Genomic DNA, 26031 nt, shown 5'->3' on the forward strand with positions numbered 1-26031 from the left:
GGGTTGTCCGGCTCAGTGAGGCGGGTCGGTGGGGCCATCAGGCCCAAGCCGATCACACTGCCCACTTCTGTCCAGCAGGCAACAAGTCCTTGAGCCTCCCGTGCCCGCCGGGCTCGCCGAGTTGACCGCGCCCCAGCGTGGCCTCGCCGATTTCCTGCGCGACTGGCGGCCCGCGGCGAGGACCTTTGGGACGAGATCGCCATCTGCGTTGCCACCAAGAAACCCACCGAGTACGCTAAAGCGGTGGCCCTGCTCCAGGATCTCCATGAGATCAGCATCAGAGCAGGCCGCAACCGGCAATTCCGCGACCGGCTTCAGGTCCTACGTCGGCAGTACCAACGCAAACCCGCGTTGCTCCGGCGGCTCGACGAGCAAGGCCTTCCGCACTGCCTTCCACTCCCGGTACCAGGCCATGTCTGCGCGCACATTCTTCAATGCCATCACGAGCCCTGTGAGCAACGCCGGAAAGGCAAGGCCTAACGTATCAGCATACGAACCGCGAGGGGCTGGTCGAAGGCCCGGAAATTAGGATCCGCGCGGTGGGTGTCCGTCGTTTAGCAGGCGGTGGCGGGTGAGGAGACGCGTTTTCCCGTGGCCGACCGTTCGGCTCGTTATGCCGGGGCGACGGATTCTATGTTGGCGACGGTGAAGTCGCGTTCTCCGTTGCGGAGGTGGCACCAGGATTCCAGCCATCGGCCGTAGAGTTCGCGGGGTCGGATTTCGCGGCGTGTCCGGCTGCCGTTCTTGTCCCGGTAGATGATCAACACGTCGCGCTGGTGGTCCAGAGCGTCGGCGAGCAGGGCGAGTTCCGCGTCGGTCAGGTGCGTGTTGAGTGCGGCCAGCCGTTGGAAGGTGTCCGAAGCCCCGGTACCGCCGGCGGTCTCGCCGTGGGGATCGGCGAGTAGTTGGCCGGCGAGATCGGCGGCGCTGAGCCGAGCGCGTACGGCGGCCCGTGTCGGCCTGGTCGTCACCGGGGCTTCATGGTCGTGGCGGTCTTCGACGATGACGGCGCCCTGGGTGTCTTCGGCGACCGGGGCGAACCCCGCGGCGCGTAGTTTGGTCAGGACCTCGTCCAGTTCGTATGGACTGGACAGGACGGTGGGCGCGAGCTGGGCCAGTTGGAGCTTGGTCAGTCCCCGGGTGTGCAGGATTTCGGTCACGGTCGCCTCGTCAGCCAGAACGCACGAGCGCATGCCGCGGACCCGGACCAGCCCGTGCTTGCGGGCGACGTCGGCGATGAGGTACTCCAGCGGCTGCGGCAGCGGCCGGGCGGACAGCACCGCGAGTTCGGCCAGCAGGCTGTCGGCCGTCCACCCGCCGTCCAAGGCGTGCCGGATGCGCTCGGGGGTGAACCGCCAGACACTCGCCGTCCCGCGGGTTTCGCACACCGCCGAATCCCCCAGCAGCCTTGATACCGCAACGGTCGGTTGCCCGGACACCACTGCCGTCAGGTCCGATTGCAGGACCACCGTGCACGGCCTCTCCGGGAACAGTGGTGCTACCCGGTCGGTCAGGTCTTGCACCGGGTCGGCGGGGTCGTCGTCGGCCACGGATATCAGGTGCTCGCCGCAGTCGGTCAGGACATCGGCGGCCAGCACCCCCAGCAGCTGTCCTTCGCGAACGGCGGCGGCCACCTTCTCGTCGGATTGCGTGCCTTCATAGCCGTGCAGCGGACAGAACCAGTCGATGTGCTTCCCCACGGCGTCCACCGCCCGACCGCCGCGTGCGGCCCGCAGCAACGCGCGCCGGATCATTCCCGCACCGGAGGTGAGCGGCAATGGCGGTGGCAGTTCCTTGTCACCCTGAATTTCTCGGCTGGTGGGCGCGTGTTCCAGTTCGAACCAGGTAGTGACCAACGCGGCCCACCGGTGGCTCGGTTCGGCGTCACGCCACGCTGAGTACGCGCTTGTGGGTACATAGCCGGAGTCCACCAGCCCGAGCAGCCCGGCGGCATGGGCGAGATCGATGGTCAGCAGCACAACGTCGGCGGGCAATGCGAGGCGGGTGGCCAGTCGTGACCGTTCCCGCGGGCCGACTCCGCCCTTCTTCAGCGCGCCGATCGGTGCCGAACGCGCTTCGTCCAGCAAAGTGGTCACCGCACGCAGCGTGTCCTGTGCAGCCGCCTGCGCGGTGGCGAGCACCTCCGTAGGTGCCGCTACAGCCGGTGGCATGTCCGGCGCACCGGTCAGTGGCGCCTCCCGCTCGGCCAGCCACGCCGCGACCGCAACCTCCTGAGGCAACTCCCAGCGACCGTTGACGCGCAACGCCAAGCCGACCGCAGCCAGTAGACGATTCGGGTCGGCGCCGGCACGGGACACGCCATAGCCCGCGTAGTCCACACCGGAACCATGACGCAGCTGGTCAAGTCGGGCGCGTACCGGCTTGGGCAGCCTTGCCACGATCTTCGCCACCGTCGAAGCGTCCGCCAGCGCCTGCGCCAGTCGCGCGGTTAGTTCCGGTTTGCGCAGCCCGTCCACGTCGACGCCCAGGGCCCCCGCCGCGGCACGCAGGTCCTCCACCAGTACGGACCGCGCGACCGTCGCGACCGGCCGTCCGCCGCCGACCTCGGCGGACCAGTGTGCCGCCAGCCGTTCCGGCAGCCGCACCGTGCCCGAGGCCGTCCAGGCCAGTCCGCGACCGCGCAGATCGGCCACCAGGTTCCGCACGGTCGCTTCCGGAACATCCAGGAGGCGCGCCACACCGGGCACGGTCGCCGCCGGCCCCAAGGCGGCGACGGCCTGGCCGACCACAACACAGTCGCGGTTCACCATTCGCAGCGCGGAGACCAGCGAATCCGTCCCGCCCAGCCGCTCGGCGAGCTGTGCGAAGCCTCTGGGGACCGGCTCGACTCGCACGTCCGGGCGTATCCGCAGCAGGTGGAGCAATGCCGCCTTGTCCAGGCCTGCCAAGTACTCGGCGAACGAACCGGTCTCCACGAGCCGCATTCTGCCGAACCGCGAGGGCGGTGCCCAAGCCGGGCGTGTACCGGGCTAAGTTGCCGACGTGCCCACCGACACCGAAGCAGCGGAAATCGCTCGCGAACTGGAAGCGCAGGTCGACGACTTCCCGGACGAGCGTGGCGAGATCCTCATCGAAGCCGCCGAGTCATGGCGTCGAGCTGGCGATCACGAGCGGGCGATCGAATTGCTGACCGAAGTCCTCGCCCTGGGTGGGGAGGACAGCGGCAGTGCCCGAGTCATGCTCGCCGACGTCCTGTTCGACCTCGACCGGGTCGACGAGGCGCGTGCGCAACTCGACGCGCTTCGGCGGGAACGGCCCTCCTCGCCCGCGCCCTACCATTTGGCAGCCGAACTGGTCGAGTCGCGCGACGACCTGGACGAGGCGCTGACCTGGTTCAACATGGCCGTTGCACGGCTCACCGAGCAAGAGATGGCCCAGCAACGCGGTGAGTTCGGCGCTTTCTCCTACGCCAACAACATCCTGGCGGGCCGGCGACGGGTCAGGAGCGCACTGGGGCTACCCGCGGACGAACTTGACGAGTCCGTGGCCACGCCTGCCCAGCGTCCTGTCTTCAACGACCCGGAGGAGATCTCCGACGCACTGACCGGCCCTGGGCCCACTCCCCGAGAAATACGCGTCCTGTTCTGGCCTCGCGACGAACTGCGCCGCGCGCACGAGACCTGGCCCCAGGTGGTGCAGCACACCGACGCCGACTCCATGGTCCGCGATCGCGAACTGGCAAACCGTGAACTGTCCGACGCCGGCGTCGCCCGGATCACCATGGTGCCGCTCACCGTCGCCAAGTTGACCCAGTTCGCCGCCCGCGCCGGTGGTGATCCCACAGACGAAGCGACCCGCGGCGGTTGCATGCAGGAGATCGTCGCCGAAGGCGGAGCGATCTCCTGGCCACCAGCACGCAACGCACCGTGCTGGTGTGGGTCGAGGGCGAAATACAAGAAATGCTGCGGCCTTCCCCATCTCGACTGACCGAACCACCAAGTCCTGATCTCACGCTGCCCCGGTAACGCAAGCATCACGCTCTCGGCGCGGACGGTTCGCACAATGACAAACCCGGGCCCGGAAACCGCAGGCCAGGACGCGTCGGTGGGCCTAACGCATCAGCATACGAACCGCGAAGTGCTGGTCGAGGGGCCTGAGATCACGATCCGCCCGGTGGGTACTCGTCGCCCCGCAGCGGGTGGTGCCCGATGAGCCACGACTCGATCATCGCCGGTTTGACGTTGTTGCAGGCCGATGGTCTGGCCTGCGTGCGGTGCAGTGCCAACTACCTGTGCGTCCGTGTCCCGAATGTGCCAGTGGGTCGCTCGGCCACCGGCTCGCAGGTGTTCGCCTGCCTCGGGTGCTGTCATGAGCAGCACTCGGCGGGAGGTGTGTTGCGATGAGCACCACGGCTGCCCCTTCCGTGCGGCAGGACCGCGCGCTGTGGGTGCAGTGTGCCTGCACGGGTCTGGTCGCGCTCGGCGCCGCTTACGCCTCCTACCGGCACGGTCGGGAGTTCGCGGTGAGGTTCGGCGCGGATCAGACCACGGCCATGATCTGGCCTTTGATAGTCGACGGGTTGCTGACCACAGCAACGGTCGAGTTGTGGAAGACTGGCCGTGGGCGCGGTAGTGGGGGTCTCTGGGCCGCTTGGTTGGCCTTCGCGCTCGGGATCTGCCTCTCCCTGTGCGCCAACATCGCCGCAGCGCCCGAATTGAGCGTGTTCGCCGTGGCGGTCGCGGCCTGCCCGCCGCTGGCGCTACTGCTGGCGGTTGAACTGCTCAACCGGGCGCTCAAGCGCCACCGTGCCGAGAAAGCGATCGAGACCGGTGAGACTTGCGAAACCGGTGACGAGACGGCTCCGGTCACGCGTCTCGCGGTGGTCTCGGATGACTCTCGCCCGTCAACGGAGCCGACCGCCGAGCAACGAATGTGGGCGTACTACGTGAGTGAGCGGTCCAAGGGACGCACGCCGACTGGCGCGGAGCTGGACCGGGTTGCGGGCACGAACAACTACGGCCGCCGACTGGTTCGGCGGTGGCGAGAGACTGGACAGCTTCCTGCCACCGTAGTCAGCCACGGCAACGGCGCGCACAAATCCGCCGTTGGGTCAGCTCGCCAGCGATCGGCCTCTTCCTCAGAGGGTATCGTTATGTAATCCCGGTACGGCCGCACCCAAGGGCCGTGGTCCGACGGGGTGCTGCTCCTCACCGATCCGGCCAATACACGGACGGCCTGCGAGGCGAAGACAGGGGTTACGCCATGACGCGGCCTGACTAACCCACTCCACCCGAATGCTTCGCGCGGATTCCGAGCTTGCGCCGCCCTTCTGGGGTCTATTTCATAAGTCTCGCTGTGGTGCAAGGCGGCACGACCGGGGGCGTCCGTATCTGCCCCGGAGGCTGATGCTGGTCCGGTCGGTCCGTCCGGCGACTATCCACTGGCATAGACGGGGCTGTTGCGGTGCCGCTTCCTGCACGTCGAAGTGGACGGCCCTATTACATCGACGATGTCGACCGCGCGTGAAAACTGGTTCTGGCACGCTTTCCCTGAAGCCCCCCAGAACCTGAAAACTGACCCCGGAGTTTGGTTAGTCGCTGGATTCTTCTGCGGATCAGGCAAGCTCGTCAGAATACCGAATGCTGACAGCGAGCAGCCGGGCTCGTTCAGCGCTAACCGCGAACACGACGTATTCGGCCTGCTGTCTGTACGACGAACGGGAAGACCGCTGCGGCGATGCCGATGAGCACGCCCGACAGGAACTGGTAGTTCTGCCTGAGTGCTTCCTCGGAGAGCAGGGCGTAGCTGACGTCGACAGCTTCACCGCCACCCTGTTCGGAGTCCCACACCAGCTTCCCCGCGTCCGAGGGCGGCGGCGAGGCGAAGTCGATGCGAACCGGTTCCCGCTTGGCATCCACGCGGACGCGAACCCCTGGCAGGTCAGCGACAGGATTGGCGGTTGCGCAAGTGTTATTCACGGTGGCGAGAGCGGGATTGAACCCCAGGATTTCCGTGTGGTTCTCAATGCCTTTCGCCCCCGCTGGTCGGGGGCAGGCCAGTGGCCAGAAAAGCGTGGGCAGTGATCCGGCGATTCTGGCCCGGTCTTTGGCTAGCAGTTTTTCGCGAAAGTGAAGACACACCGAACGAGCCAGTCGGGTTCCCCAGAACTCGCTGGTCCCACAGCTAGAGGTGGTGCTGCTTGCCGTCGACCGGACGAGGTTGACCACACCGACCTGCCGATCGTACGAGGACGAGGGATCGTGTTCGGTCTCAAAAAAGTCGAAGCCGGTCGATTCAGTGTCGTTTTGAGTGATCAACGCGCGGTTGTAGAGGTTGACTTGAACCGCGATCGGATCGTCGTTGCGCGGGTTGTCCGTCCATAGCGTCAACGCAGCCTCGTTGAGCGCGTCACCAGAGAAGGTGAGCGTGGCCGAGATCTTGGCCCCGCTCGGCCCGGATACAAAAATCAGACCCCGCGAGGCCTCGTCGTCGAACGGGCCCGGTACGGGCATGCCCGGTCGCCCTTCCTGATACAGCCACCATGATGTTGCACCGATTGCGGCAGTCACCACGAACAGGAAAGTAGTCAACGTGGCCCATCCCGCTGAGACGGTCCAGCGGTTGGCAGGTCGAGCATCGGGTGTGATGCTCCGGTGCGGTATCGGTTTGCGGCGCATTCGCAGGTTGTCAGCCTGGATACGCAAGGACGTCCGCCTGGGCGGTTGACGTTGATCACGGTGGCGCATGGCGTGACACCCTAACCCGGGGCTTTCGTGGCGACGAGGTGTGGCTGGGGGCTTGAGAGGAAGAATGGTGCTCTGAGCTGGGATGGGTGATCAGCAGGTGGCGGTTGGTGGTGCGGGACCAGCGTCAGGCGCGTTCCTACAGCCAGGCGGTGGCGAGGTTGAGGGTGTACTCGTCGATGTAGACGGTGTGGGGGCGGCCGGGTCGGGGGACGGTGAGCCGGCCGTGGTGGCGGTCGAGATCGTCGAGGCGGAGTCGGCGGATGCCTGCGCCGGTCAGGCGGGTAGCGATTCGCGTTGCTTCATCGAGGTCGGCCACGCCGTGCGTGAAGCCCGATTAGCGCGCCAAGCCCTGTCCCGCCCAGCGTCGCACCAACCCAGTGAGCCCCGACTGTCAGTATGGCCAACAGAAGTGCACCGAGAACCACTGACATCAGGAGGGCCCGCCAGAATCGGGCTGAATCGCCAAGAATTCGATCGAGCAGTCCACGCCATGAGCGCGGTTCCGACTGAACCTCATGGATGCCACTGAATCTGGTACCCCATCGCACCGATGGCGAATTCCTCCGATGATTCGGCGTTTCGGGTTCCTGGGTACAGTCTTGGCCAGAGTTTCGCACGATAAAACCCTTGCCCGCGCGCTGTCTCACGCCATCTCTCCACAGTTACAATCTTGACGGCGTTCGTGGGAGCGGTACTCAAGTGCAATCCTGGCGACACCGAGACGCACCTCCCAACGGTTAGCGTTAACGCGGAACGACGACGCGCCCTCTATCCCAACCCGTTCGTGAACCAAGGCACGAGCAACATCAGCGGCTGGGACTGAACCGGAACCGCCCCAACGAAGAACCCAATCTATACCATCTCCCCACAGATAAGTAAACGAGTAACCGCCATCGTCAATCCGCCTCCGCGGAATATTATTCCAAATAAGGCCGCTTACAGCCCACCCCTCACCCTTGCTGAACAGCCACAACCGAGCTGTCAAGCCTGACAGCAAGCGCTCACTGTCGGGATGCATCTGAGGAATAGTCTTGAGTGTCCTTTCTTCCTCGGCGGTCACCGGTGTTTCGCAACGCGTCTCCCAGAAGTGGACAGTTTCCAGGGACCTCGGCTTCTTGTGCGCAGGATGATGCCAGTTGCAGTAGCGGAATCGCAGGAATGCCCCCGTGGGTAGGTGACGGAATAACAGCCACCCATTTTTCTCGTCGAGACTTTCTCGTCGCAACCCTGGTACCCCATGAGTCCATTCATGCTTGGATCGGTCGATCACAGGCTGCACAATATGGCCAGGAATGTTGGACAAAATCACAAAGTCGTCATATTGTGCAGAGAATGCCACAGAGTAGTACATGAGTCGAGACACGCCGCAGTCCATGATGACCCGGTGGTCATCGGGCTCGACCATACACCGAGGCGTGTTGGGATTGTTCAGTAGCAGCAATGCCATAAGCGCTCGGAACTGATGCTGTCGAGCCGTGCATCGGTCAAAACCCATTGAGTCCCGAGCAATGCCACCCTCAGCGGCCCATGCCGGCTCGTAGCTGTACTGGGCACGGGCCTGCGCCAACCTACGCCGTCCGGAGTTCGTTGCCATCGCGCGTCTCCAAGCTGCCCCAGGCGCAGCACAATGACACGCGTCAGCTATGCCGACGACACCAATCTGACAGATGCAAGGGCATGACCCACATGCTCATGCCGCCGAGCGGACTGCCTGGGTCGTCCGCAGCGGCCTCGGCGCCTTGCACACCGAGGGCGTTTCAGCCAAACAGCATGTTACACCATGCGTATTCATCCTCGACCCAGCAGAGTCATGTCGCCGCCTCGTCATGGTCCCGCCAACCGGACGCGGTGGCGGACCGCAGCAGAAACGGCCGCCAGATCACCTCGACCAGCGATTCAACGAAATCGAAGACGAGTAACAACCGCTGCTGAGCGATGCTCTGGAACTCGTGATCGGCGGCCGGTGTTCACGCCGATGCCGCTGCCTCTCGCGATGGTCTCGGGCAAGTCTCAGCAGCAGGAGGCGACTGCCGAGCGGAAGATGTGGCGTACTACTAGATCGAGCGCGCCAAGGGCATCTCGACCGGTCTGGACCTAGACCGGATCGCCAGCGTCAATCGCTGTGGTCGGCGAGTCTTACGCCCGTAGTGGACCGAACGCCAGATTCTCCACCGAGCTTGCCGTGCCGTAGGCACGGGTGTTTCGCTGGTGGATGTGTCCTGATCACGGCGCGGCTAATCAAGAGATGGTGGTCTGCCGCGGAACGTCTCGTGGTCCCCTGGGACTTTGAGCCCCAGGTGCGTCGGAGGCCGAACACTAGGCTGTTCGGTTGAGAATGGCTACGTTGGTCCGCCAATGGACGCGTCCCGTCAACGTTCGGCCCTACGATCGAGGTTTGTGCCTGAATCGAAGAAGCGCAAACCAAAGCCGAACACGAGGAAACGGTCCCGCCGGCGCGCGAAGCGCGGGTCGGGTGAGTCGGTGCTACTGCCAGCGGACTTATCGCAGCACTTGGCCGTTGATCAGCTGACTGTGGAGCGGTTGGGCGTGGAGGGCCTGCGGCAGGTCTGGGCGAACTTGTGGCCGGTGGACTGCCAAACCTGCGGGCAGCCGTTGGAACCGGGGACACCTGCGAGCTTGTATGTCGCCGACCTGATTGTGTTCGGCGCCGCCAACGTGCATCACTCAAAGTGTCAGAGACCGGAATGGTCGCTGTCGCCGAGAACATCAGCAGCCCGCTACTTGACCTGGCGCTCGCAGGCGTTCCTGATGCCAACGAAACCCTACGAGGACGCGGCCCGGCCAATCCTGCTGGTCAACCCCTCGCTGGAACAGGTGACGATCGAACCGCGCCAGGACGGGCAATGGAGGCTCAGCCACCGCCTGTGGGACACCCTGGGGCTACGCCCGTCGAGCCTGGAGTTCATCGATGTCACACAGCCTGACCCGGTCCCGCACGCGAGTGCCCGCGTAGTGCGCGACTTCATTGAGGTTCAGTTCAAGGACTACCCAGACGTATGGAGCTGCAGCATCGATCGTGCAGTCGCCGACGCTGTACATGAACAGGGCGGCATCTCGCTGGCCCTGACTACCGCAGTAAACCCCGAGGACCCACTGAGCTACTTTCAGTTCGGTCACATGTTGGCCAGCGGACAGTTGCATCTCGGGTGGATCACCGTGCGTGGTGCCGAGAATCACGCACCGCTACGGCAAGTGTCGGCGCCAGCTGCGCTGACCACCTATGTCCTGCACTGGTCACCCGACCATGCCACCGTCGGCCCTTTGCTCGCCTCCACGGTCGATCACCTTGATGAGGACCAGGCGGTTGAGTGGGCATGGCAGCATATCGACGCGCCGTGGCGGGGCCCCGCCGAAGCCGAAGGCATCCCGATCGAGTGGCAGCCGGTCGCGCGCGACCGACACGCCCGCTTCCTGCTCGACCCCCTGTCCGCCCGGATGTATTTCCTGCGACGCCACACCGACGGGTGGCATCTGGTCCAGGCCCTGGCGCGCAGTGACGGTGGAGTCCCGGTCGTCGCGGCCAGTGAACCGGCGATGCGCGAGTGGGCCGAATCGGTCATCCGGCTCCGTGCGAAGGCGAACGTGGTCGACTGGCACACAGCGCCCACCACCGACAGTGAGAGGTTCATCACTATGCATGGCTTCGCCGCCACCCCCAGTGACGACACTGTGCGCACCTCCAGCGATACAGAGTGATCCCCCTGCACAGGGGAATCACCTGCCGTGTGTTTTTCCTGGCAACCTGTGGTATTTCGTCGAGGAGCACGTCAGTATGGAGCGGAAGGGTAAACCGCTGGGGAGGGATGAGTGATGAGCCACCCCCACGCGCACGGTGAGGAAGAGTTCGTAAGCCGGGCACATGTGCATGCCGGCCAAGTCACCTTGCCCGCCGAGGTACGCCAAGCCTTGCACATCGGCGAGGACGACGAGGTGACCTTCACCGTGCTGCCCGATGGCGACGTAGTCCTGCGCTCGATGACGAGCATCCCCACTGACCAGAAGTGGTTCTGGACGTCCGAGTGGCAGGAAGGCGAACGCGCCGCGAGCGAGGAGATCGCTGCTGGAGGTCTGCCCGTGTACGACGACATCGATGCGATGTTTGCCGACCTCGCGGCCGACGGCTAGCTACGGGCGGGAGGTCGTGCCGACGTTCGCGCCTACCAGCCAGTTCCGGTCGGACTTGAAGAAGCTTACTTCCCAGCAGCGTGCGGCATTTCAGAAGATCGTACGCGAGCAGTTTGTCTCAGACCTGCGCAACGGTGGCCAGTTCCGGCACACCCTGCGGGTCAAACGGGTCAAGAGTACCCCGAACGTGTGGGAGATGAGCTGGGAGCATGATGATGGGCGCGCGACGTTCGAGTATGGCGAGGAACAGCGGCCCGGCGAGCCGCATGTGATCTGGCGCCGGGTCGGTACCCATGAGATCTTTAAACGTCCTTAATCTGGCCGTCATGACGGCTCTACGGATTGGTTCACCCGCGTGACCGGTAGACCTGGAACTGGGCGAGGGCCTTCTCAGAGAACGCTTGTAGCGACTTGCGGCCCAACGCGAGGATCAGGTCCCGGCGGCCGGAGAAGCACTCCAGGTCGATCTTTTCGGCCGTCGCGATAATGCCCACTCCAGCAGATTCACCTACGGTGACACTGTGAAATGCCAAATCGGCGAGGCGCGCGTCGGTAAAAACCTTGTCGGCGTCCTCCAGGAACAGCAGTACGCCCGGTGCTTCCTTCGTGGGATTGGTGAACCCGCCCGTCCTGGCCCGGTAATCGACCATGTGGGCCAGCGCTTCGAGGAATTGGACAGTGCCGTCCCAAGTGTCGGTGAACATCTCCTCAGGTAGCTTGCTGCCGATCGCCTGGCCGTGCCCGTTGCGAGCCAGCGGATCAGCCAGTAGAGGGTAGAACACATCAGCATACAGGGCCTCAATGTACGTGATCCGCAGTGCGTTGGTCTTACCGCATTCCGGCGGTCCGACGAGCAACCCACTGTGCACCCCAACCCCAGGTGTGTTGAGTGCCTGCCGCATCGGGCCGTCGGGCCCGAGACCAAGCTGAAAGGTGCCGGTCGCCGGATCATAAGATGGTCCCGCCCACGGTGTGACCGGCAACTCGATCGCCTCCCGCCCGGGCGGAAACAGCGCGTCGAAGTCGTCCGGCATCCCCTGTCCGGCGGTGAACTCCGGCGGCACCTCCTCCAAGGTGAGCGGCACTGCGCCGAAGAACACGTCAGCCGCGCTGATGGCGCGCACCAGCGCCTGTTGGCCTCCCATCTGTTCCGGGTCGATCGCGGTCGTGATCCCCAGCGTGACGCGGCCCAACTCGACCAACGCCCGATGCAGCTTGTCGGATTCGTTCGCCAGGTCGCGGAACACCCATGTCATCTCGCCGAGGTCAATAGTGAGAGTGCCCTCGGTGTACCACGCATGCGCGTCGGCCACCGCGGCACTCGAAAACCACCCGGTTTCCTCGACCCGTACCAGGCCGCGCGACTCCCACTCATAAGCGCCGGCAGCGATCCAATGCCCGTGCTCGCCCTGCACGATCCGCACCCGCTCTCGCGACGGGTTCACCAGCAGAACTGGCTCGACAGTCGCCCCGTCCTCTCCGGTGGCCACCGCTATAAGTCCGCCAAAATGACTCGGCGAAATCGGGCGGAACGGCTGCCGCAACCGCGTCCACTGGGGTGGGCAACACTGCGAATGATGCAAACTGGCTTCCACCTGCTCCGGCCGGTCGAACACAACCAGTGCCGGCGAGTCCTCACCCAGCGCTCCACCGCACGTCTGGCAGTTCACAGGCCACAGGTTCCGAGTCACCTCCACCAACCCGGACGCGCCTAGCTCCGCCCGTGTATACGGGTCGGCGTAGACCCTCTCCAGAGACACTATCCCCTCGCCCCCCAACGGATCCAGGTCGAGCCTGTCAGCGCGGCTTTGACAGCGCGCACCGCCTCGGCCAGACAGCATGGCAGCTCGCACAGCTTGGCAACAGGGGAAGAACCATCAACCACGGATTCCTCCAGCACAGGCAGGGCCGCCGAGAGCAGCCCGGTGGCACCAACGAACCGCCTCGCCGACGACGGTAACGGGGAATACCGACGTTCTTCCGTAGCCAGGCCGCGGTTCACCAGAACGGCCCAATTCCCGGCCTGCGCACTATGCTGATTACGGACTGTTGTGCCTACATCCAGGAGCTCGAATGCGCCGGCAGAGCCACCCGTCCCGTGACCGTCCATACGCCACGCCCCCCGCCCCCGCTTGATGAGGTGTGTGCGGGCCAGACCTCATACATTCGCGTGGCTGGTTGCGGCTGGGATGAAACTTACAAACTTCACGAGGAGACGTTCCTGTTGCCCGTCAGGGCGATAGATGTAGCTGTTGTCCATGCCGGCGGTACACAGCATGATGTGCGCGTACTGGGACAACAAGAGGTACAGGGCGGGCACGGGCGCCTGGACCAGCTCCTCGACGGGTCACCTTCCAGTCCTACACCCCGATCTTGGGCCAGTCGACCTCGTGTCGCCGCAGCGTCTGCGTCAGTTCGGAAAACGTCACCACCTGCTGCTCGCCGGCCGGAACCACAGCCTTGACCAGTTCGAAGATGCGCGTACACGGCTCTCGATACCACCCCTTTCGGAATGAACGAGGGCTCGATCGCGAACGCGCACTCCGCGCGGCCGGACAGCCTGAGACGGCCATGCGGGGCCGAGCTGGGGACGGCTCAATGTTGTTGACATCTGGGTTCCCCCTTCGTGATTGTTCAACTTTGCGGCCCGAGAACGATCACGCTGTTCACCTGGTCGGTCTCTTGGTATTTCGCGACGGTGCCCGGACTCTGAGGGCGAAAGTGCCGATCGGAGGGATGCAAACTCATGGGGACGGGCGGGAGATCTACGCGGAACGACCTGTCGGGGGATGTACAGGGCCCGGTGGTTCAGGCGGGGACCATTGGGAGTGTGGTCATCAACGAGGTGGTGTCTGAGCTTCCTGTGCCGTCGCAGTTGCCGCCGCCACCACGGTCGTTCACCAACAGGACTCGGGAGTCATCCTTGCTGCGGCAGTGGATTGATGAGGAGCAGACCGGCCCGCCGGTCGTGGTGATCAGCGGAGTCGCCGGGGTTGGTAAGTCGACGCTGGCGTTGCGTTTGCTGCATGACCTTCGTGACCGGTTCCCCGGGGGTCAGCTTTATGTGGATCTCGGGGCGTTTGCGCCGGATGGTCCGGTTGAGCCCGAGAGCGTGCTGGAGTGGTTTCTGTCGGCGCTCGGTGTGCGGGTGGGGAACGTGCCGGTCGGCCTGGCGCACCGGTCCGCGCTTTATCGTTCTGTGACGGCCGATCGCGCGGTGGCGGTGCTGCTCGACAACGCGTTTTCCGCAGCTCAGGTCCGTCCGCTGTTACCGGCTTCTGCCGGGAGCGCCGTCGCGGTTACCAGTCGGTTTCGGTTGGCCGGGCTGAGCCTCAACGGCGCCCGGTTTGCCGAGGTGGATCCGCTCTCGGTGGATGATTCGGTGGAGCTGCTAAACAAGATTGCCGGTTCCGGTCGACTGGGTAGCGAAGAAAGTCAGGCGGAGGAACTCGCCAAACTGTGCGGCGGGATGCCCATCGCGCTGTCGGTGGTCGGCGCTCGGCTGGCGGCGTATCCGCATCGCTCGGTGTCTCGGGAGCTCGGGGCTCTGCGCAGCGACGCTCGGCTGGCGACCCTGGCGTTGGATGAGTGGTCGGTGGAGGCGATATTCGACTTGTGTTACCAGGAGCTGCCGGCTCAGCAGGCACGGGCCTACAGGATGTGCTCGCTGCATCCCGGTCCGGTTTTCGGCGTCGGAGTCGCTGCCGCCGCGCTGGGCGGTGTGGCCGAGGACGTAGACGAGATCCTGAGTGCGCTGGTTGATAGAAGCTTGATCAAAGAAGTTGGTGATCGCCGGTTCCGCTATCACGACCTCTTGCTGTTGCATGCCCGCCAGCAGGCGGACTGGGAGGAACCGGAGGCTCAACGGCTGGCCGCCCTCAAGCGGATGGTCGAGTGGTACCTCGACATGTCGGTGGCCGCTGACCTGGTATTACGTCCCACCCGGCGGCGGGTCGGGCCGCGTTTCCACACGCGGCCTCTGGCCGAATTCGCATCCCATCGGGAGGCACTGCGGTGGCTGGAAGATGAGCGCCACAACATCTTGCTCGCCGTCCGATCGGCCGACGAGCACGGATGGGACTCGATCACCTGGGAGTTCTGTGAAGCGCTCTGGGGCTTCTTCCTCCATGCCAGGCACTACGACGACTGGCTGGAGATGCACGCCTTGGGTATACCGGCTGCGCGTCGCGCGGGTCACGCCGCTGCTGAGGCCCGCCTGGGCGTTCAGCTGGCCTCGGCATTGACGAACCTCCGCCGCTATGACGATGCGATTCGGGAGAGTCACGCGGCGCTTCGACTGGCAGAACAGGCGCATGACGAGTTCACCAAGGCGGCCGTGCATTCCGAGCTGGCAGGAGCTCTGCAAGGGAAAGGAGATCTGCAGGGTGCGCTCGCCTGCTTGATGCAGGCCAAGGAGATCCGTGAGGTGATCGGCACTCAGCGAGCTGTCACCTTGTGCCAACGCCGGATCGGTGAAGTGCTCGCCGAACTCGAACGCTACGACGAGGCCGCCGTCGCCTTGCGGCAGGCAGCCGATGCCCTGTCGGAGTTGGACCGCGCGCAGTACGCGCGTGCTCTGACCATCCTTGGCTCGGTGTACCTCCGCTCTGGTCGGGAGTCGGAGGCGGTGCCGCTCTTGACCGAGGCATTGGAGATCGCGGACGAGCTCGGTTCACCTCGTTACCAGGCAGAGGTGCTTGTGGTGCTGGGAGACGTTGTCTCGCAGGTTGGTGACGTCGACGAGGCACGCGAACACTGGACTGCGGCGCATGGCATCTACTCCAGCAGTGGCGATCCGAAGGCAGCTGAAATCGCTGAGCGGCTTACGAGAACACCGTTGCCGCGTAGCAGTGATTCGTAGGCCGCGACGGCGACCTGGGTAACGTCGCCTGGCGGGGTGAGTGCCCGTTGATCGGGTCGGGCGGCCAGAAGTACACCCTGGCCGGTTACCTCTGCTGCGACCAGGACGCAACCAGTCAACTCGGCGAGGGTAACCGCGGCGAGTTCGGACGCCGCCTCTACGGACGGTGCGCGTGAATAGATCACGACGTCGGCCAGTTGGCATCGGCGCGGCAGCATTGTCCCTCCTCGATTCACAGCGTGACCGGGTTCGGCGATGGCACCGGTCGCAGCCGCGCCTCGCACTCAGGCTCGGCCAAATCGAGTAGGCGATACATGGTCTGTCGAAGAATCGCGGCCGCCTGGCCAGGACGCGAGGTCACGAGTTTGGCGATGTGTCCATCGTCCGGCTCGGCCCGCCGGAGTTGCGGAAGCAGCGCGCGCTCCACATCAAGCCGAAGCGCCACTCGGGCAACGCGGTCAGCGATGCTTCCGACCCGGATGGCCCTCTCCGGGTAGGTCGCCAGCGCGATGGGCTTCCCGATGGCAGCCGCATACTGGGTGGTGGATCCGTGATCACCGATCACCGCGTCGCTGGCGATCACCGTGGCGCGCCAGCCTTCCTCGGGCGGGATCACGAGCAAGCCGTCCTCGATGCAGTCGGCCAGCCATGTCGTGACCTGCCATCTGCCGTGCACAGCCCACACGCTGGGATGCAGCACGAGTGCAACCCGGCAATTTCCACGACCAGCCTCCCTCAGCAGTCGTCGGCACAGGTCGGGATGCTGGCCGAATGCGGACTCCGTAGACCACGTCGAACTGATCGTGAGGAGTTCTTGATGGTCGGCTATGCCAAGAGCGCGGCGGTAATCGCCCCTCATAGGTGCGCTGGCGACCAAGCGGTCGTAGCAGATGTCGCCGGCGACCACCGCCACCGGTAGTGCCTCTGGACATGAGTTTCGCAGCACGTGCACCTCGTGGTCGTGGGTCAATGCCAACGCCGCCGGTATGAGACGTCCCCTGTGAGTTAGCGTTTCTCGGGCGAGTCCAGAATGCGGTAGCCCGGCCGGTCCGGCGCTCCGGCTGTATTTCCGGGACATCAGACTGCTGGCGCCGTGTGGTACGACGAGGATCCGACCGCGGATCCGGTCGAGTTCGGCGTAGCTGGCGGCGAGCACCAGATCGAATTCGTGGTTGACGGCCTGGTGCCACGGAATCACCAAGCCGCCGCTTGAGGTCGCGAACTCGGTTGTACCGTGCCAAGACTCGTGTTCATCGGGAACGGTGTACAAGGTCTGGATCCTGTGGTCGCTCTGGAACAGGGACAGCAGATCCCTCAACCGGGTCCCAGCGGCGATCGTGGGGATTACCACCAGTACCGTGCGACAACCTGCCCGCGTCACACGTCGTTCGGAATCAAGCCCGATCGGTCCACGAATCCACCGGTCAAGCATCGTGGGTCCGCACAGCGCAGGGGAATCCGCTGGAGCAGTCGATAACCGATGCTCCGAAACCGCTGATGTCCATCTTGAGATGTCTCGTCACCAGTAAAACGACGTCGGCGACGCCCGGCGCAACGGGCGTGCTCCGCAACACGGTGCCATCGCGCAACCGCAGTTGTGGCACGTAGGGATCGTGATACGCGACCTCGGTCTGTGCCTTGAGTTCTTCCAGGAGTCGCACAGCAGCCGACCTCCGTACGTCGGCTACGTCGGGCTTGTAGGTCACGCCAGCAACGACGACTCGGCGTCCACGAAGAGAAAGCTGTCCCATGATGTTCCTCGGGATCGCGTTGTTCACTGCAATCGCAGCCTCCACCGATTCGGCAAGACAGCCGTGTCGACCTGCTGCTTCCGCAAAAAACTCGGCGCATACCGGAACGCAATCACCCCCGGCACCCGGACCGGGCTCGTGTCGGAGGAATCCGTATGGTTTCGTGGCGGCAGCAGCCAGCACCTCCGCTACCGCCACACCGAACCCCCGGCACACGGCGGCCAGTTCGTTCACCAGGGATATGTTGACCAGGCGAAACGTGTTCTCGAAGACCTTCGTCAGCTCCGCGGCACGAATAGAACTGACGGGTACCATCTGTTCCCCGAGGTCACCAAGAAACCGCATTCCCGCCGACAGACACTCTGCCGTCGCCCCGGCAATGACCCGCGGAACGCCTATACTCCGATCCCGGCCGGGGTCGAGTCGAACTGGAGAATGGACAACGTTAACTCGGGCTTTCGTGTGCTGCCTGAGTCGTGGAATGACGACCTCATCAATGAACCCTGGCGGACAGGTACTCTGTATGATCACAAGATCACCGTGACGTAGAGAGCCGGCCACGACGTCCACCGCGCCCACGAGATCTCTACTCGGTACGCAGAGCATATGCACTCCCGCTTGAGGCGGGGAATCAGCCTGGACTTTTAACGATCCTGTCAACAGACCCGCGAGTTCGGCGTCCGAGACAGCGGCTAGCCCGCAACCCGGCGTACCTGCGATAATCTCAGCGACTCGCACCGACGAGCTGTCCAGTCCAACGACATTGCGCCCGCCACGCGCCGCAGCAACCGCCATGGTCAGGCCGGTGTACCCCAGCCCGACGACTACGACATCAGTGACCATCGTGAATCTCCTTGGCCGCCCCAGCGTCCCCCGACTGGACCCGACCGCAAGACGATGTACTCGTTCCGAGATCGTCGCGAATCGCCCTCGAGGTTCCTTCTGTTTCCTCGGCAGCTGCGGCCTGTGGGGCCACTACAAACGTCCCTTTACACGGAAGTGTGACGACAAGACCGCGCTTTCTCAGAATATCAGTGGCTCGACGTGTGGTGCCGAGAGATACACCATATTGGCGCGCGAGATCCACTTCTGCGGGCAATACCTGGTTTGGGGCAAGCTCTCCGGAGGCGATTCGATGTGCGATGTGGTCCACCATCTCCTGGTAGAGATAACGTATCGCGTTACGGTCAAGATGGTAATTCATGAGTGACACTACTTCTCCTCCTTCAAAATGTCGTTTATCGTCACTCGTGGATGGACGTTCGTTGCGTTCCACACCGTGGCTAGGATTGGTACGGGCTCCGATGGTTCTTCGAGCCCCGCAGAGGCACAGTGCCTCGTCCAGATGTGGCTGCTGACCGGCTGACTTGTCTATTGGGCAGAACAGCCGTTGGCCGGTCGTCCCGGACGGCTCCTCGGTCCGGGTCAGCCCGCGGCCAGCGCACTCGTGGTTCGGTTTGTCGTTGTTCGCGCTCAATCCGAGCAGCAATGGCTGCCACTGACCGTTCGCTCCTAGCCCGGGCCTCCAACCGCAGCCGTCGCCTTATGCGCAGGAAGAGGCCCAACAGGTACATAACAGGCGACGCAAGGGTCAAGGCCTCGAACCAGGCCAGCGCGCTCATGCCAGCGAAGTGGTGCTGGTTCCTTCTGTCGGCAACGTGCTGTCCCGGAGGAGCAGCACTGCTCCCGTGCGCCGGACAGCCAAGGCCAGTCGCTTGGCCACTGACTTTGACTGCGACAGATGGCTCCAGTCGATCACCACGACACCTGCGCTGTCCGGCAATTCCAGCGCGTCCAGTAGGCCGGTGAAGCCCGGCCGTCGCAAGGAGTAAGAGCTGATCCCGACATCCCGGAACACGGTGCTCAAGTAACGGCCCTGGTCGACGCACCAGGAGACCAGTGCCTCGTAGGCGGCCTCGACCGCGGTGCCGTGGTCCTCTTCAGAGTGGAGGTAGCCGTAGTACACGGCTCGTTCGCGGTCGGGCATGTCAGAACCCGTCCCGCAGCCGACAAGCCAGCCGTACCTGCTCACAAGGCCATGTCATGCCGCAACTCGCGCACCGGGTGCTGTCTGGCTGGACAGCGTGCAGGTGGAGGTACAGGACGATCAGGCTGTAGAGCTGCGCTGGTTCTGGCACGCGGACGGGGCGCGTCTGGTGGAGGCTGTTCATGCGGCGCCGCCCGCAGGTTGACACCTGGGTGTGGCGCTCGCCCATTCGTGTGGTCATGGATAGCCGCTCCTCTCGGTTGTAGTGGAGCGACACCCGGTCTCGAGGACTGGTCGGCCATGGCGGCGATGGCGCGGGAGCCTGCCTGTGGCCGGGGAGGCGGGAAGTCGCCCGCGACCGGGTGCCTGGCAGAAAGCCTCGCTCCTGACGTCACGGCCAACTATCACGATCCTCGGCTAGAAGATATGCGTCGGACGCATACACACGGCCCGTTTCGCCGCGTAGGTTGATTACACTGTTTGTAGAACCGCGTTACTCACGGTAAGGGTCGGTTACGATATGGGGATGCGTCAGTCCGCGCGCTACTGCCGCTGCGGGACGCGGCTTGCCCAGGATCACCGTGACCCGATTTGTGCCGCCTGTCTGGAACAGCGACGGAATGCCCTGGTGAACGCCCCCGAGGTGCCGCCCGAGTTCTGGCGGACCGACCAGATGCGCGACGCGCTCAATGCTTGGCATATGGGCCTGGTCATCCAGGCATACCGCTACCACCCTTGGCACGGCCGACCCTTACCGCAAGGCGTGGTTGCCGGATGGTGCGGGCTCACCCAGACGCAGCTCAGCCGGCTGGAGAACGGCTCCGCCCCGCATGACCTCACGAAGCTCATGCAGTGGGCTCGTGTCCTCCGTATACCGGCCGAGCTGCTGTGGTTCAAGCTCCCGGGTACGTCCGTTCTCGCCATCAGCGCAGATGCGGGACTTCGTGAAGATGATTGGCAGGACGACGTGAACCGACGTGAAGTCTTGCGGCTGCTGAGCCTGGCGGGCAGCCTGCTCGCCGTTCCGGCCGCTGCCCAGCTGGATCTCGAGCGTTTGGCCGCCGCTGCACAGAGACCGGCTCGGTTGGATGTGGCTACCGTCGACGAGTACGACCGCGTGAACGCCCAACTTTGGCGGACGTTCTCGTCATCGAAATCCAAGCGGCTGACCCTTCCGATGGTGCGCAGGCAGCTCGATGTGCTGGCGCAGGCGCTGCAAGCCCCACAGGTCCCGACCATTCGCCAGCGGCTGTGCGTGCTGGCGGCTGACCTGTTCCAGCTCTGCGGTGAAATCTTCTTCGACAGCAACCAGTACACCGACGCGGCGCAGTGCTACTCCTTGGCGGCGAATGCCGGCAAGGAGGCCGAAGCCTTCGACCTCTGGGCCTGTGCCATGACTCGGCACGCCTTCCTCGGGGTGTACGAACGGCAGTTCGCCAAGGCAGTGCCGCTCCTTGACGGCGCGGCCGCGCTGGCGAAGCATGGCGACTCCAGCCTGGCCACCCGGCATTGGGTCGCTGCCGTCCAGGCGCAGACGTACGCCGGGGTGGGCGACATAGCTGCCTGTGAGCGAGCGTTGGATGAGGCTGAGCGGGTCACCCAGCTCAGCGGACAGGTACACACCAGCGGCTGGCTGCGCTTCGAGGGTTCGCGGCTGGCCGAGGAACGCGGTCGCTGTTACGTCGAGTTGCGGCGACCCGAGCTGGCCGAAGTCGCCCTTACTGACGCGTTGAGCCAAGACATCTCCGTCCGCCGCCGGGGGAGCTTGCTGGCTGATCTCGCGCTGGTCGGTATACAGCGCCGCGACCCTGATGAGCTCATCATGTACGGCAACGCGGCCCTCGACGCTGTCCGACAGACCGGTTCGGCCGGCTACGTCGGTCGCAGGCTGCATAGCCTCCGGCCGCAACTCAAGCCGTTCCTCGCGGACAGTCATGTTCGACACCTTGACCAGCAGATAGGCCAGCTCGAGACCGTCTCGGTTGCCTAGCCCCGAAGGAGCACGCGTTGTCCGAGGAACCCGGCCGCATCTTCCGTGAAGCCTGGATTGCTGGTGTCAAGCAGCACTACCCCGGCGAACCCAAAGGCAGCTACGTCACGCCGTGGGCGGACACACCGGAGTGGGAGCGGGCCAGTGCTGCGGCGGTGTATGAGCAGGTGCGGCAATTCGTGGAGTTGTCGGATGGCATGACCGCCAAGCTGACGCGGACGCAGAAGAGCCGCTTTGTAGCCGTGTGCTGGATTGCCCAGATTTACAAGCATATTCCAGACCCGAAGCCCGGGTATGTGGCGGACTGGGACGAGCTGCCAGACTGGCAGAAGGAAACGGATGCCGACATTTTCGAGACGATCGAGCAAGCGATTCGCGTGTAGCGCACCGCACTGTCATTACAAGAGATCTTTCGATATTTGAGTGATCATTTTATAGCGGAAGGTCGGTGTGGTCGACGAAGTTGAAGCAGGGCTGATAACTGGCGCCGACGCCGTCCAGGCCGCCTGTGCCGCGTCGTCGACTTCGTCGATGGTGGGGGCAGAGGTTGCCCGATGAGAGACGCTACGAGGCCGCGGGCTTCGTAAGCGCGGCATGACGCGAGCCTTGGCCTCGATGTCCTTGAACGCTTCGGTGCGGCTGTGTAGCGACGGGTGGGGTTGGCGGCTTCTTCGTCCAGTCGTGAGCCGGAGAAGGCGGCGACGGCAGCGAGGCGCGAGCGAGGTCCAGCCGGGGAAGCTAGCGGGCGTGAAGCTGCGCCCACCACGCGGACACACCGAGATCACCCGATTGGCCTATTGACCTTGGGGATAAACCCAAGCATTCTGGACAGTCCTACGTTGCGACGTCCAGTTGCCCGCGAGCTGACCGGAAGGAGAGTAGCGCGGGTGGTGGCGGTGTCGCAGCGCGGGCGCCACCCTGGTTGACCGGCCGGACGACCCTCCTCGAATGGGGGCGTCTGGAGTTGAGGTCCCGGTGGCGCGCAGCGTCCCGGCCGTGTCCAGTGCACGTGGCACCCTGATGAGGTGTCTTGGCGGTAATGAGGGTTCATGTACCGGCTATCTAGAGCCGGACCCCTTGAGCATCCGCGACAGTGCCCGAGACCGAAGGCTTCCGCGCTGCCGATCTTTTCGCCGTCCGGGCGTTCTGACGATCCCTCGCGTACGCCCCCGCTGGGTGCGCGCCTGATCGTCGTACGCCGCGCCCGGCCAGCCCCCATTACTTGTGTTGCACCTCACATTGGTTGCTGTGTCGCAAAACGGTCTCAAAACCCGTATTGCTTCACGCGGCGGCCTGTTGGGCGCTGTCCGGGTGGAAGTTGGCTGCTTGGTGTCGAAAAACGGCGTTGTTTCCGGCCTTTTGGGGTGAAGCCGGGGTCTCGTCCGGCCGCGCCCCGCGTGGGTGTCCGAGCGGGGCGGGAAATCGGTTCTGCAAAAACCGGCTGGTAACCGCGCTTTAGAGCAGTGCGGGGCTTGAAGGGAGGGATGCCGCTGGTGTGACCGGGACGTGAGCTTCGCGAGTGCTGAGAACAACTGAACAGGAGATGTCTGTGGTCTCGCCTCTGTGGCGGGTGGGCTCGTGCTGCCCGCCCGTGTCATCGACGCATGTCTTCGTGGGAGGGTTTTCCGTTGCTACACAACAACTTTAACACGCCGGAGATAGCAAGCGCGGCCCCGGCTGAGTCGGGGTCGTCATGCACGGGGTCGCCGCTGGCGCGGTTCGCGTGTGATCCGTGGGGGACGGTGAACGGGTTTATGGCGTGGGTGTCGCACACGCTGTGGTCGCTTATCCAGGCGTGGTGGCCGCTGCTGGTCATTGCGGCCGTGCTCGCGTTGGTGGCGGGCGCGGTATTGGTGCGAGTGGTGCGGCTGCGGCGCGCGCGGGAGATGGCGGGGGCGCGGTTTTTCGAGATCACCCCGCCGCACCGGCTGCCCGCTGAGGGTGCGGTGCCGTTATGGCGGCTGCTCGCGGCGAAACTCGCCGAACGGTCGTCCCGAACGCGAGTCGCGCTGGAGCTGTGGGCCGGCAACGCCGACGGGCGCATTCGCGCGGGCCTGTGGGTTCCGGGTGGCGTTCCGGCGCGGGTGGTCGCGCGCGCGGTGACTCAGGCGTGGCCCGGTTGCGGGCTGGCCCAGACCGCGCCGCCCGAGTTGCCTCGCGGCTCGGTGGGTGCGACCGAGCTGGTGCCGCGTGAGGGGCCGTGGGCTCCGCTGGTCGATCACCAGCACCGCCTCGAACGCGGACCGGTCGCGGTGGAAGACGAACCGTTGCGCGCGGTGCTGGACTCCCTGGCGGACATCGCAGCCGAGGGTCTGTTCGCCTCGGTGCAAGTGGTGGTGTCCCCGGCACGAGGCACCGGCCGACGTGGCCGGGGCGCGGCAGGCCGGCGCGGTCTGGCCGGGTGGATCGGCCTGGCGTTGCGCGGGATCGCGCGCGGCCTGCTCGCGATCGTGGACCTGTTCCTGTCCCCGTCGTCGTCTTCGTCGTCGCGCGCCTCGTCGCAGACGGCGGCCGAACTGGATCCGGTGGTGGTGGCGCGGCAGCGGGCGCGGGAGGCCAAGCAAAAGGCGGGGCCGCATCTGCGGGCCACCGTGCGACTCGTCGTCGCCGGAAGCCGCAAGTCACGCCCGGCGCGGCGGGTCAGTCACGATCTCGCGGGGGTGCTGGCCGCGCTGGCGACGGACGAGCACGTCACCGCCCGCCTGCGCGTCCGGCGCGCGGCCGGAAAGGTCTACAGCTACGAGCACGGGCGGGGATTCATCGCCAGCACCCGCGAACTCGCGGCGCTGTGGCACCTTCCGCACGAGCCGGGCAGCCACGGCCTGTCGCACCCCGAGGTGCCGCAACGCAAGGCCGACCGCGCACTTCCGCGCCTCGATGACTACCGCCACCGTGCCCGGCCACCACAACGCCCGAACCGGCGTACGGGACGCGACCACCGCGAGGGGTTCGGGGGTGAGCGGGATGCGGCCTGACACCCACGGCCAAGGCCACCACGGCAACGGCGGACACGACCCGAGTCACGACGGTGCGGGGTTGGTGGTGGCACCGTTCACCGACCCGGCCCGGCAGTCTCCGAAGCTGCTCGGCGCGACCACGACCGGTCTCGCCGAACTGGTCGGGGTAAGCGTGGCGGACGCGCGGCATCACCTGCACGTGCAAGGCGTGACCGGGGTCGGCAAGTCCACCTGGCTGGCGCATCACGTGATCGGTGAGGCCGAGGCGGGGCGCGGGGTGGTGCTGCTCGACCCGCAAGGCGACCTCGCCGCAGACGTCATCGACCGGCTGCCGGAAGGCTGCGGGGATCGGCTGGTAATCCTCGACCCCGACGAACACGCGGCACCGGCCGCGTTCAACGTCCTGCACGCCCCCGACCCGGCGTTGCGGGAGGTGGTGGCCGATGGAGTGGTGTCGGTGTTCCGCCGCCTCTACGCCGCCTCCTGGGGGCCGCGTATGGACGACCTCATGCGCGCCGCCTGCCTCACCCTGATCCGCCGGGACGGCTCGACGCTGGCCGATATCGTCCCGCTGCTGCAACACAGCGGGTTTCGGCGTGAGGTACTGGCCGAAGTCGGCGAACCGGAAGGGCTGGAAGGGTTCTGGGCGGCCTTCAACGAGGCCACCCCGGCGCAGCGGGGCCAGTTGTGCGCGCCGGTCACCTCCCGCCTGCGGTCGGTGCTCACTCGACCGTTCGCCCGCACCCTGCTCGGCGCGGCGCGGTCCAGTTTCACCCTCGCCGACGTCCTCGACGGCGGAATCCTCATCGCCCGGCTCCCGAAGGGAGCCATCGGGGAAGACTGCTCGCGGTTGGTGGGTTCGTTGCTGATCGCCGGGTTGTGGCAGGAGATCACCCGCCGCGCCACCCGGCCGCCCGCGCGGCGGCCGGACGCGACGATCGTCGTGGACGAGTGCCACAACTTCCTGCACCTACCCATCGGAGTCGAAGACGCCCTGGCCGAGGCCCGCGGCTACCGGGTCTCGCTCGTGCTGGCGCATCAGCATCAGGCACAGTTACCGCCGGACGTGCGCGAAGGGATCGACGCGAACGCCCGCACCAAGGTGTACTTCACGGTGTCGCCGGACGACGCACGCCGCCTGGTGCGCCATGTCGCCCCGGACATCGACGAACACGGCCTACGCCGCCGCCCGGCGTTCCAGGTCGTCGCCCGCGCCGTCGCGGGCGGCCGTGACACGCCCGCGTGCACACTGGACACCCTGCCGCTGCCACCCGCACCGCGTGGTCGTGGCGCGGCGCTACGGAAGGCCGCACGGGCACGTACGGGTTTGTCGCGGGAGGCGCGCGGCGACAGTGCCTCGGCGCGCAGGCTCGACACGACACCCGCCGCCAGCACGGCCGCCCAAGCGTTGCGGCAGCACTGGAACACCAACCCCAGCAACGCTTTCGGTGACGGCAATTCGGTGGACAACTCGGCAGACAATTCGTGGGCAACCTATGAGTTGCCTGGCGAGTTGCCGCCCGATGCCGCCTAAACCCCCTGCATAGGTCCGCTGTGGAGGAGTCATCCCGTGCCCCAACTTCCTCGGAATACCTACCCCCAACCCCCGAGGGTGCAACTACAACCCGCCAG

The 26031-nt window shown here is 65.3% G+C and carries 19 protein-coding genes; 10 read left to right on the forward strand and 9 right to left on the reverse strand.

The genetic code is table 11. The features are described 5' to 3' along the window. Positions 1–611 precede the first annotated feature (611 nt). Positions 612–2936 (reverse strand): helicase-associated domain-containing protein, encoded by a 2325-nt coding sequence (locus A3CU_RS0129265; protein WP_027945275.1) that lies wholly within the window; start codon positions 2934–2936, stop codon positions 612–614. A 67-nt stretch (positions 2937–3003) separates the two neighbouring features. Here A3CU_RS0129265 and A3CU_RS0129270 point away from each other — a divergent pair, with 67 nt between their 5' ends. Both A3CU_RS0129270 and A3CU_RS0129280 read left to right on the forward strand, forming a co-directional pair. Continuing rightward, positions 3004–3948, forward strand: coding sequence for a tetratricopeptide repeat protein (locus tag A3CU_RS0129270; RefSeq protein ID WP_027945276.1), 945 nt, complete (start codon positions 3004–3006; stop codon positions 3946–3948). Between the two features lie 412 nt (positions 3949–4360). Continuing rightward, the gene (locus A3CU_RS0129280) at positions 4361–5119 is read left to right on the forward strand and encodes a DUF2637 domain-containing protein (protein ID WP_027945277.1); all 759 of its coding nucleotides are present in this window, start codon (positions 4361–4363) and stop codon (positions 5117–5119) included. A gap of 514 nt (positions 5120–5633) precedes the next feature. Here A3CU_RS0129280 and A3CU_RS0129285 read toward each other — a convergent pair. From A3CU_RS0129285 to A3CU_RS52825, 3 genes are all read right to left on the reverse strand, one after another. Then, complete coding sequence (locus A3CU_RS0129285; RefSeq protein ID WP_156960611.1) at positions 5634–6533, reverse strand: hypothetical protein; 900 nt, start codon at positions 6531–6533, stop codon at positions 5634–5636. Positions 6534–6843: 310 nt separating this feature from the next. Next, positions 6844–7023 carry a hypothetical protein gene (locus A3CU_RS0129290; RefSeq protein WP_027945279.1) on the reverse strand — a complete coding sequence of 60 codons (180 nt, stop codon included), beginning with the start codon at positions 7021–7023 and terminating at the stop codon, positions 6844–6846. Positions 7024–7350: 327 nt separating this feature from the next. Beyond that, a complete protein-coding gene (locus A3CU_RS52825) occupies positions 7351–8112 on the reverse strand; it encodes a hypothetical protein (protein ID WP_156960612.1) in 762 nt (253 codons plus the stop codon). Positions 8113–9344: 1232 nt separating this feature from the next. Here A3CU_RS52825 and A3CU_RS0129300 point away from each other — a divergent pair. The 3 genes from A3CU_RS0129300 to A3CU_RS47235 all read left to right on the forward strand — a co-directional run bounded on the left by A3CU_RS0129300 (position 9345) and on the right by A3CU_RS47235 (position 11169). Beyond that, positions 9345–10424: a hypothetical protein gene (locus A3CU_RS0129300; protein WP_156960613.1), complete on the forward strand. Its 1080-nt coding sequence runs from the start codon at positions 9345–9347 to the stop codon at positions 10422–10424. 114 nt (positions 10425–10538) lie between these two features. Then, positions 10539–10853: an AbrB/MazE/SpoVT family DNA-binding domain-containing protein gene (locus tag A3CU_RS0129305; protein ID WP_084143922.1), complete on the forward strand. Its 315-nt coding sequence runs from the start codon at positions 10539–10541 to the stop codon at positions 10851–10853. Between the two features lie 16 nt (positions 10854–10869). Continuing rightward, complete coding sequence (locus A3CU_RS47235; protein ID WP_027945282.1) at positions 10870–11169, forward strand: hypothetical protein; 300 nt, start codon at positions 10870–10872, stop codon at positions 11167–11169. A 31-nt stretch (positions 11170–11200) separates the two neighbouring features. Here A3CU_RS47235 and A3CU_RS0129315 read toward each other — a convergent pair whose 3' ends face one another. After that, the gene (locus A3CU_RS0129315; RefSeq protein ID WP_027945283.1) at positions 11201–12343 is read right to left on the reverse strand and encodes a hypothetical protein; all 1143 of its coding nucleotides are present in this window, start codon (positions 12341–12343) and stop codon (positions 11201–11203) included. Between the two features lie 1340 nt (positions 12344–13683). On the opposite strand from A3CU_RS0129315, the gene A3CU_RS47245 reads away from it, so the two are divergent. Continuing rightward, a complete protein-coding gene (locus tag A3CU_RS47245) occupies positions 13684–15714 on the forward strand; it encodes a tetratricopeptide repeat protein (protein WP_052372384.1) in 2031 nt (676 codons plus the stop codon). A 232-nt stretch (positions 15715–15946) separates the two neighbouring features. Here A3CU_RS47245 and A3CU_RS0129330 read toward each other — a convergent pair whose 3' ends face one another. The 4 genes from A3CU_RS0129330 to A3CU_RS0129340 all read right to left on the reverse strand — a co-directional run bounded on the left by A3CU_RS0129330 (position 15947) and on the right by A3CU_RS0129340 (position 19452). Next, a complete protein-coding gene (locus A3CU_RS0129330) occupies positions 15947–16984 on the reverse strand; it encodes a hypothetical protein (protein WP_245617403.1) in 1038 nt (345 codons plus the stop codon). A gap of 154 nt (positions 16985–17138) precedes the next feature. Further along, positions 17139–18308 (reverse strand): nucleotide sugar dehydrogenase, encoded by a 1170-nt coding sequence (locus A3CU_RS51555; protein ID WP_084143926.1) that lies wholly within the window; start codon positions 18306–18308, stop codon positions 17139–17141. Next, positions 18298–18669, reverse strand: coding sequence for a GntR family transcriptional regulator (locus tag A3CU_RS51560; protein WP_084143934.1), 372 nt, complete (start codon positions 18667–18669; stop codon positions 18298–18300). The genes A3CU_RS51555 and A3CU_RS51560 overlap by 11 nt, the downstream gene beginning before the upstream one ends. 414 nt (positions 18670–19083) lie before the next feature. After that, positions 19084–19452, reverse strand: coding sequence for a recombinase family protein (locus tag A3CU_RS0129340; RefSeq protein ID WP_027945286.1), 369 nt, complete (start codon positions 19450–19452; stop codon positions 19084–19086). A 526-nt stretch (positions 19453–19978) separates the two neighbouring features. Here A3CU_RS0129340 and A3CU_RS54740 point away from each other — a divergent pair. The 4 genes from A3CU_RS54740 (at position 19979) to A3CU_RS47260 (ending at position 25933) form a co-directional block, all read left to right on the forward strand. Then, positions 19979–21442, forward strand: coding sequence for an NsdA family TPR-like regulatory protein (locus A3CU_RS54740; protein ID WP_245617404.1), 1464 nt, complete (start codon positions 19979–19981; stop codon positions 21440–21442). A gap of 17 nt (positions 21443–21459) precedes the next feature. Continuing rightward, complete coding sequence (locus tag A3CU_RS0129355) at positions 21460–21825, forward strand: hypothetical protein (RefSeq protein ID WP_027945288.1); 366 nt, start codon at positions 21460–21462, stop codon at positions 21823–21825. 1371 nt (positions 21826–23196) lie between these two features. Continuing rightward, on the forward strand, positions 23197–24417 hold the full coding sequence (locus A3CU_RS0129360) for a hypothetical protein (protein WP_027945289.1): 1221 nt from the start codon (positions 23197–23199) through the stop codon (positions 24415–24417). Then, a complete protein-coding gene (locus A3CU_RS47260; protein ID WP_156960614.1) occupies positions 24407–25933 on the forward strand; it encodes a type IV secretory system conjugative DNA transfer family protein in 1527 nt (508 codons plus the stop codon). Before A3CU_RS0129360 ends, A3CU_RS47260 begins: the two co-directional genes overlap by 11 nt. The last annotated feature ends 98 nt before the right edge of the window (positions 25934–26031 follow it).

This window comes from Amycolatopsis taiwanensis DSM 45107 (assembly GCF_000519205.1).
Lineage (GTDB): Bacteria > Actinomycetota > Actinomycetes > Mycobacteriales > Pseudonocardiaceae > Amycolatopsis_E > Amycolatopsis_E taiwanensis.

What these genes read in the sequence shown, in the direction of transcription:
- A3CU_RS0129280 (WP_027945277.1), top strand. Translation starts at nt 4,361, where the DNA reads ATGAGCACCACGGCTGCCCCTTCCGTGCGGCAGGACCGCGCGCTGTGG.
- A3CU_RS52825 (WP_156960612.1), bottom strand. Translation starts at nt 8,112, where the DNA reads ATGGTCGAGCCCGATGACCACCGGGTCATCATGGACTGCGGCGTGTCT.
- A3CU_RS0129305 (WP_084143922.1), top strand. Translation starts at nt 10,539, where the DNA reads ATGAGCCACCCCCACGCGCACGGTGAGGAAGAGTTCGTAAGCCGGGCA.
- A3CU_RS51555 (WP_084143926.1), bottom strand. Translation starts at nt 18,308, where the DNA reads ATGGTCACTGATGTCGTAGTCGTCGGGCTGGGGTACACCGGCCTGACC.
- A3CU_RS51560 (WP_084143934.1), bottom strand. Translation starts at nt 18,669, where the DNA reads ATGAATTACCATCTTGACCGTAACGCGATACGTTATCTCTACCAGGAG.
- A3CU_RS0129340 (WP_027945286.1), bottom strand. Translation starts at nt 19,452, where the DNA reads ATGCCCGACCGCGAACGAGCCGTGTACTACGGCTACCTCCACTCTGAA.
- A3CU_RS54740 (WP_245617404.1), top strand. Translation starts at nt 19,979, where the DNA reads ATGCGTCAGTCCGCGCGCTACTGCCGCTGCGGGACGCGGCTTGCCCAG.
- A3CU_RS0129360 (WP_027945289.1), top strand. Translation starts at nt 23,197, where the DNA reads ATGGCGTGGGTGTCGCACACGCTGTGGTCGCTTATCCAGGCGTGGTGG.
- A3CU_RS47260 (WP_156960614.1), top strand. Translation starts at nt 24,407, where the DNA reads ATGCGGCCTGACACCCACGGCCAAGGCCACCACGGCAACGGCGGACAC.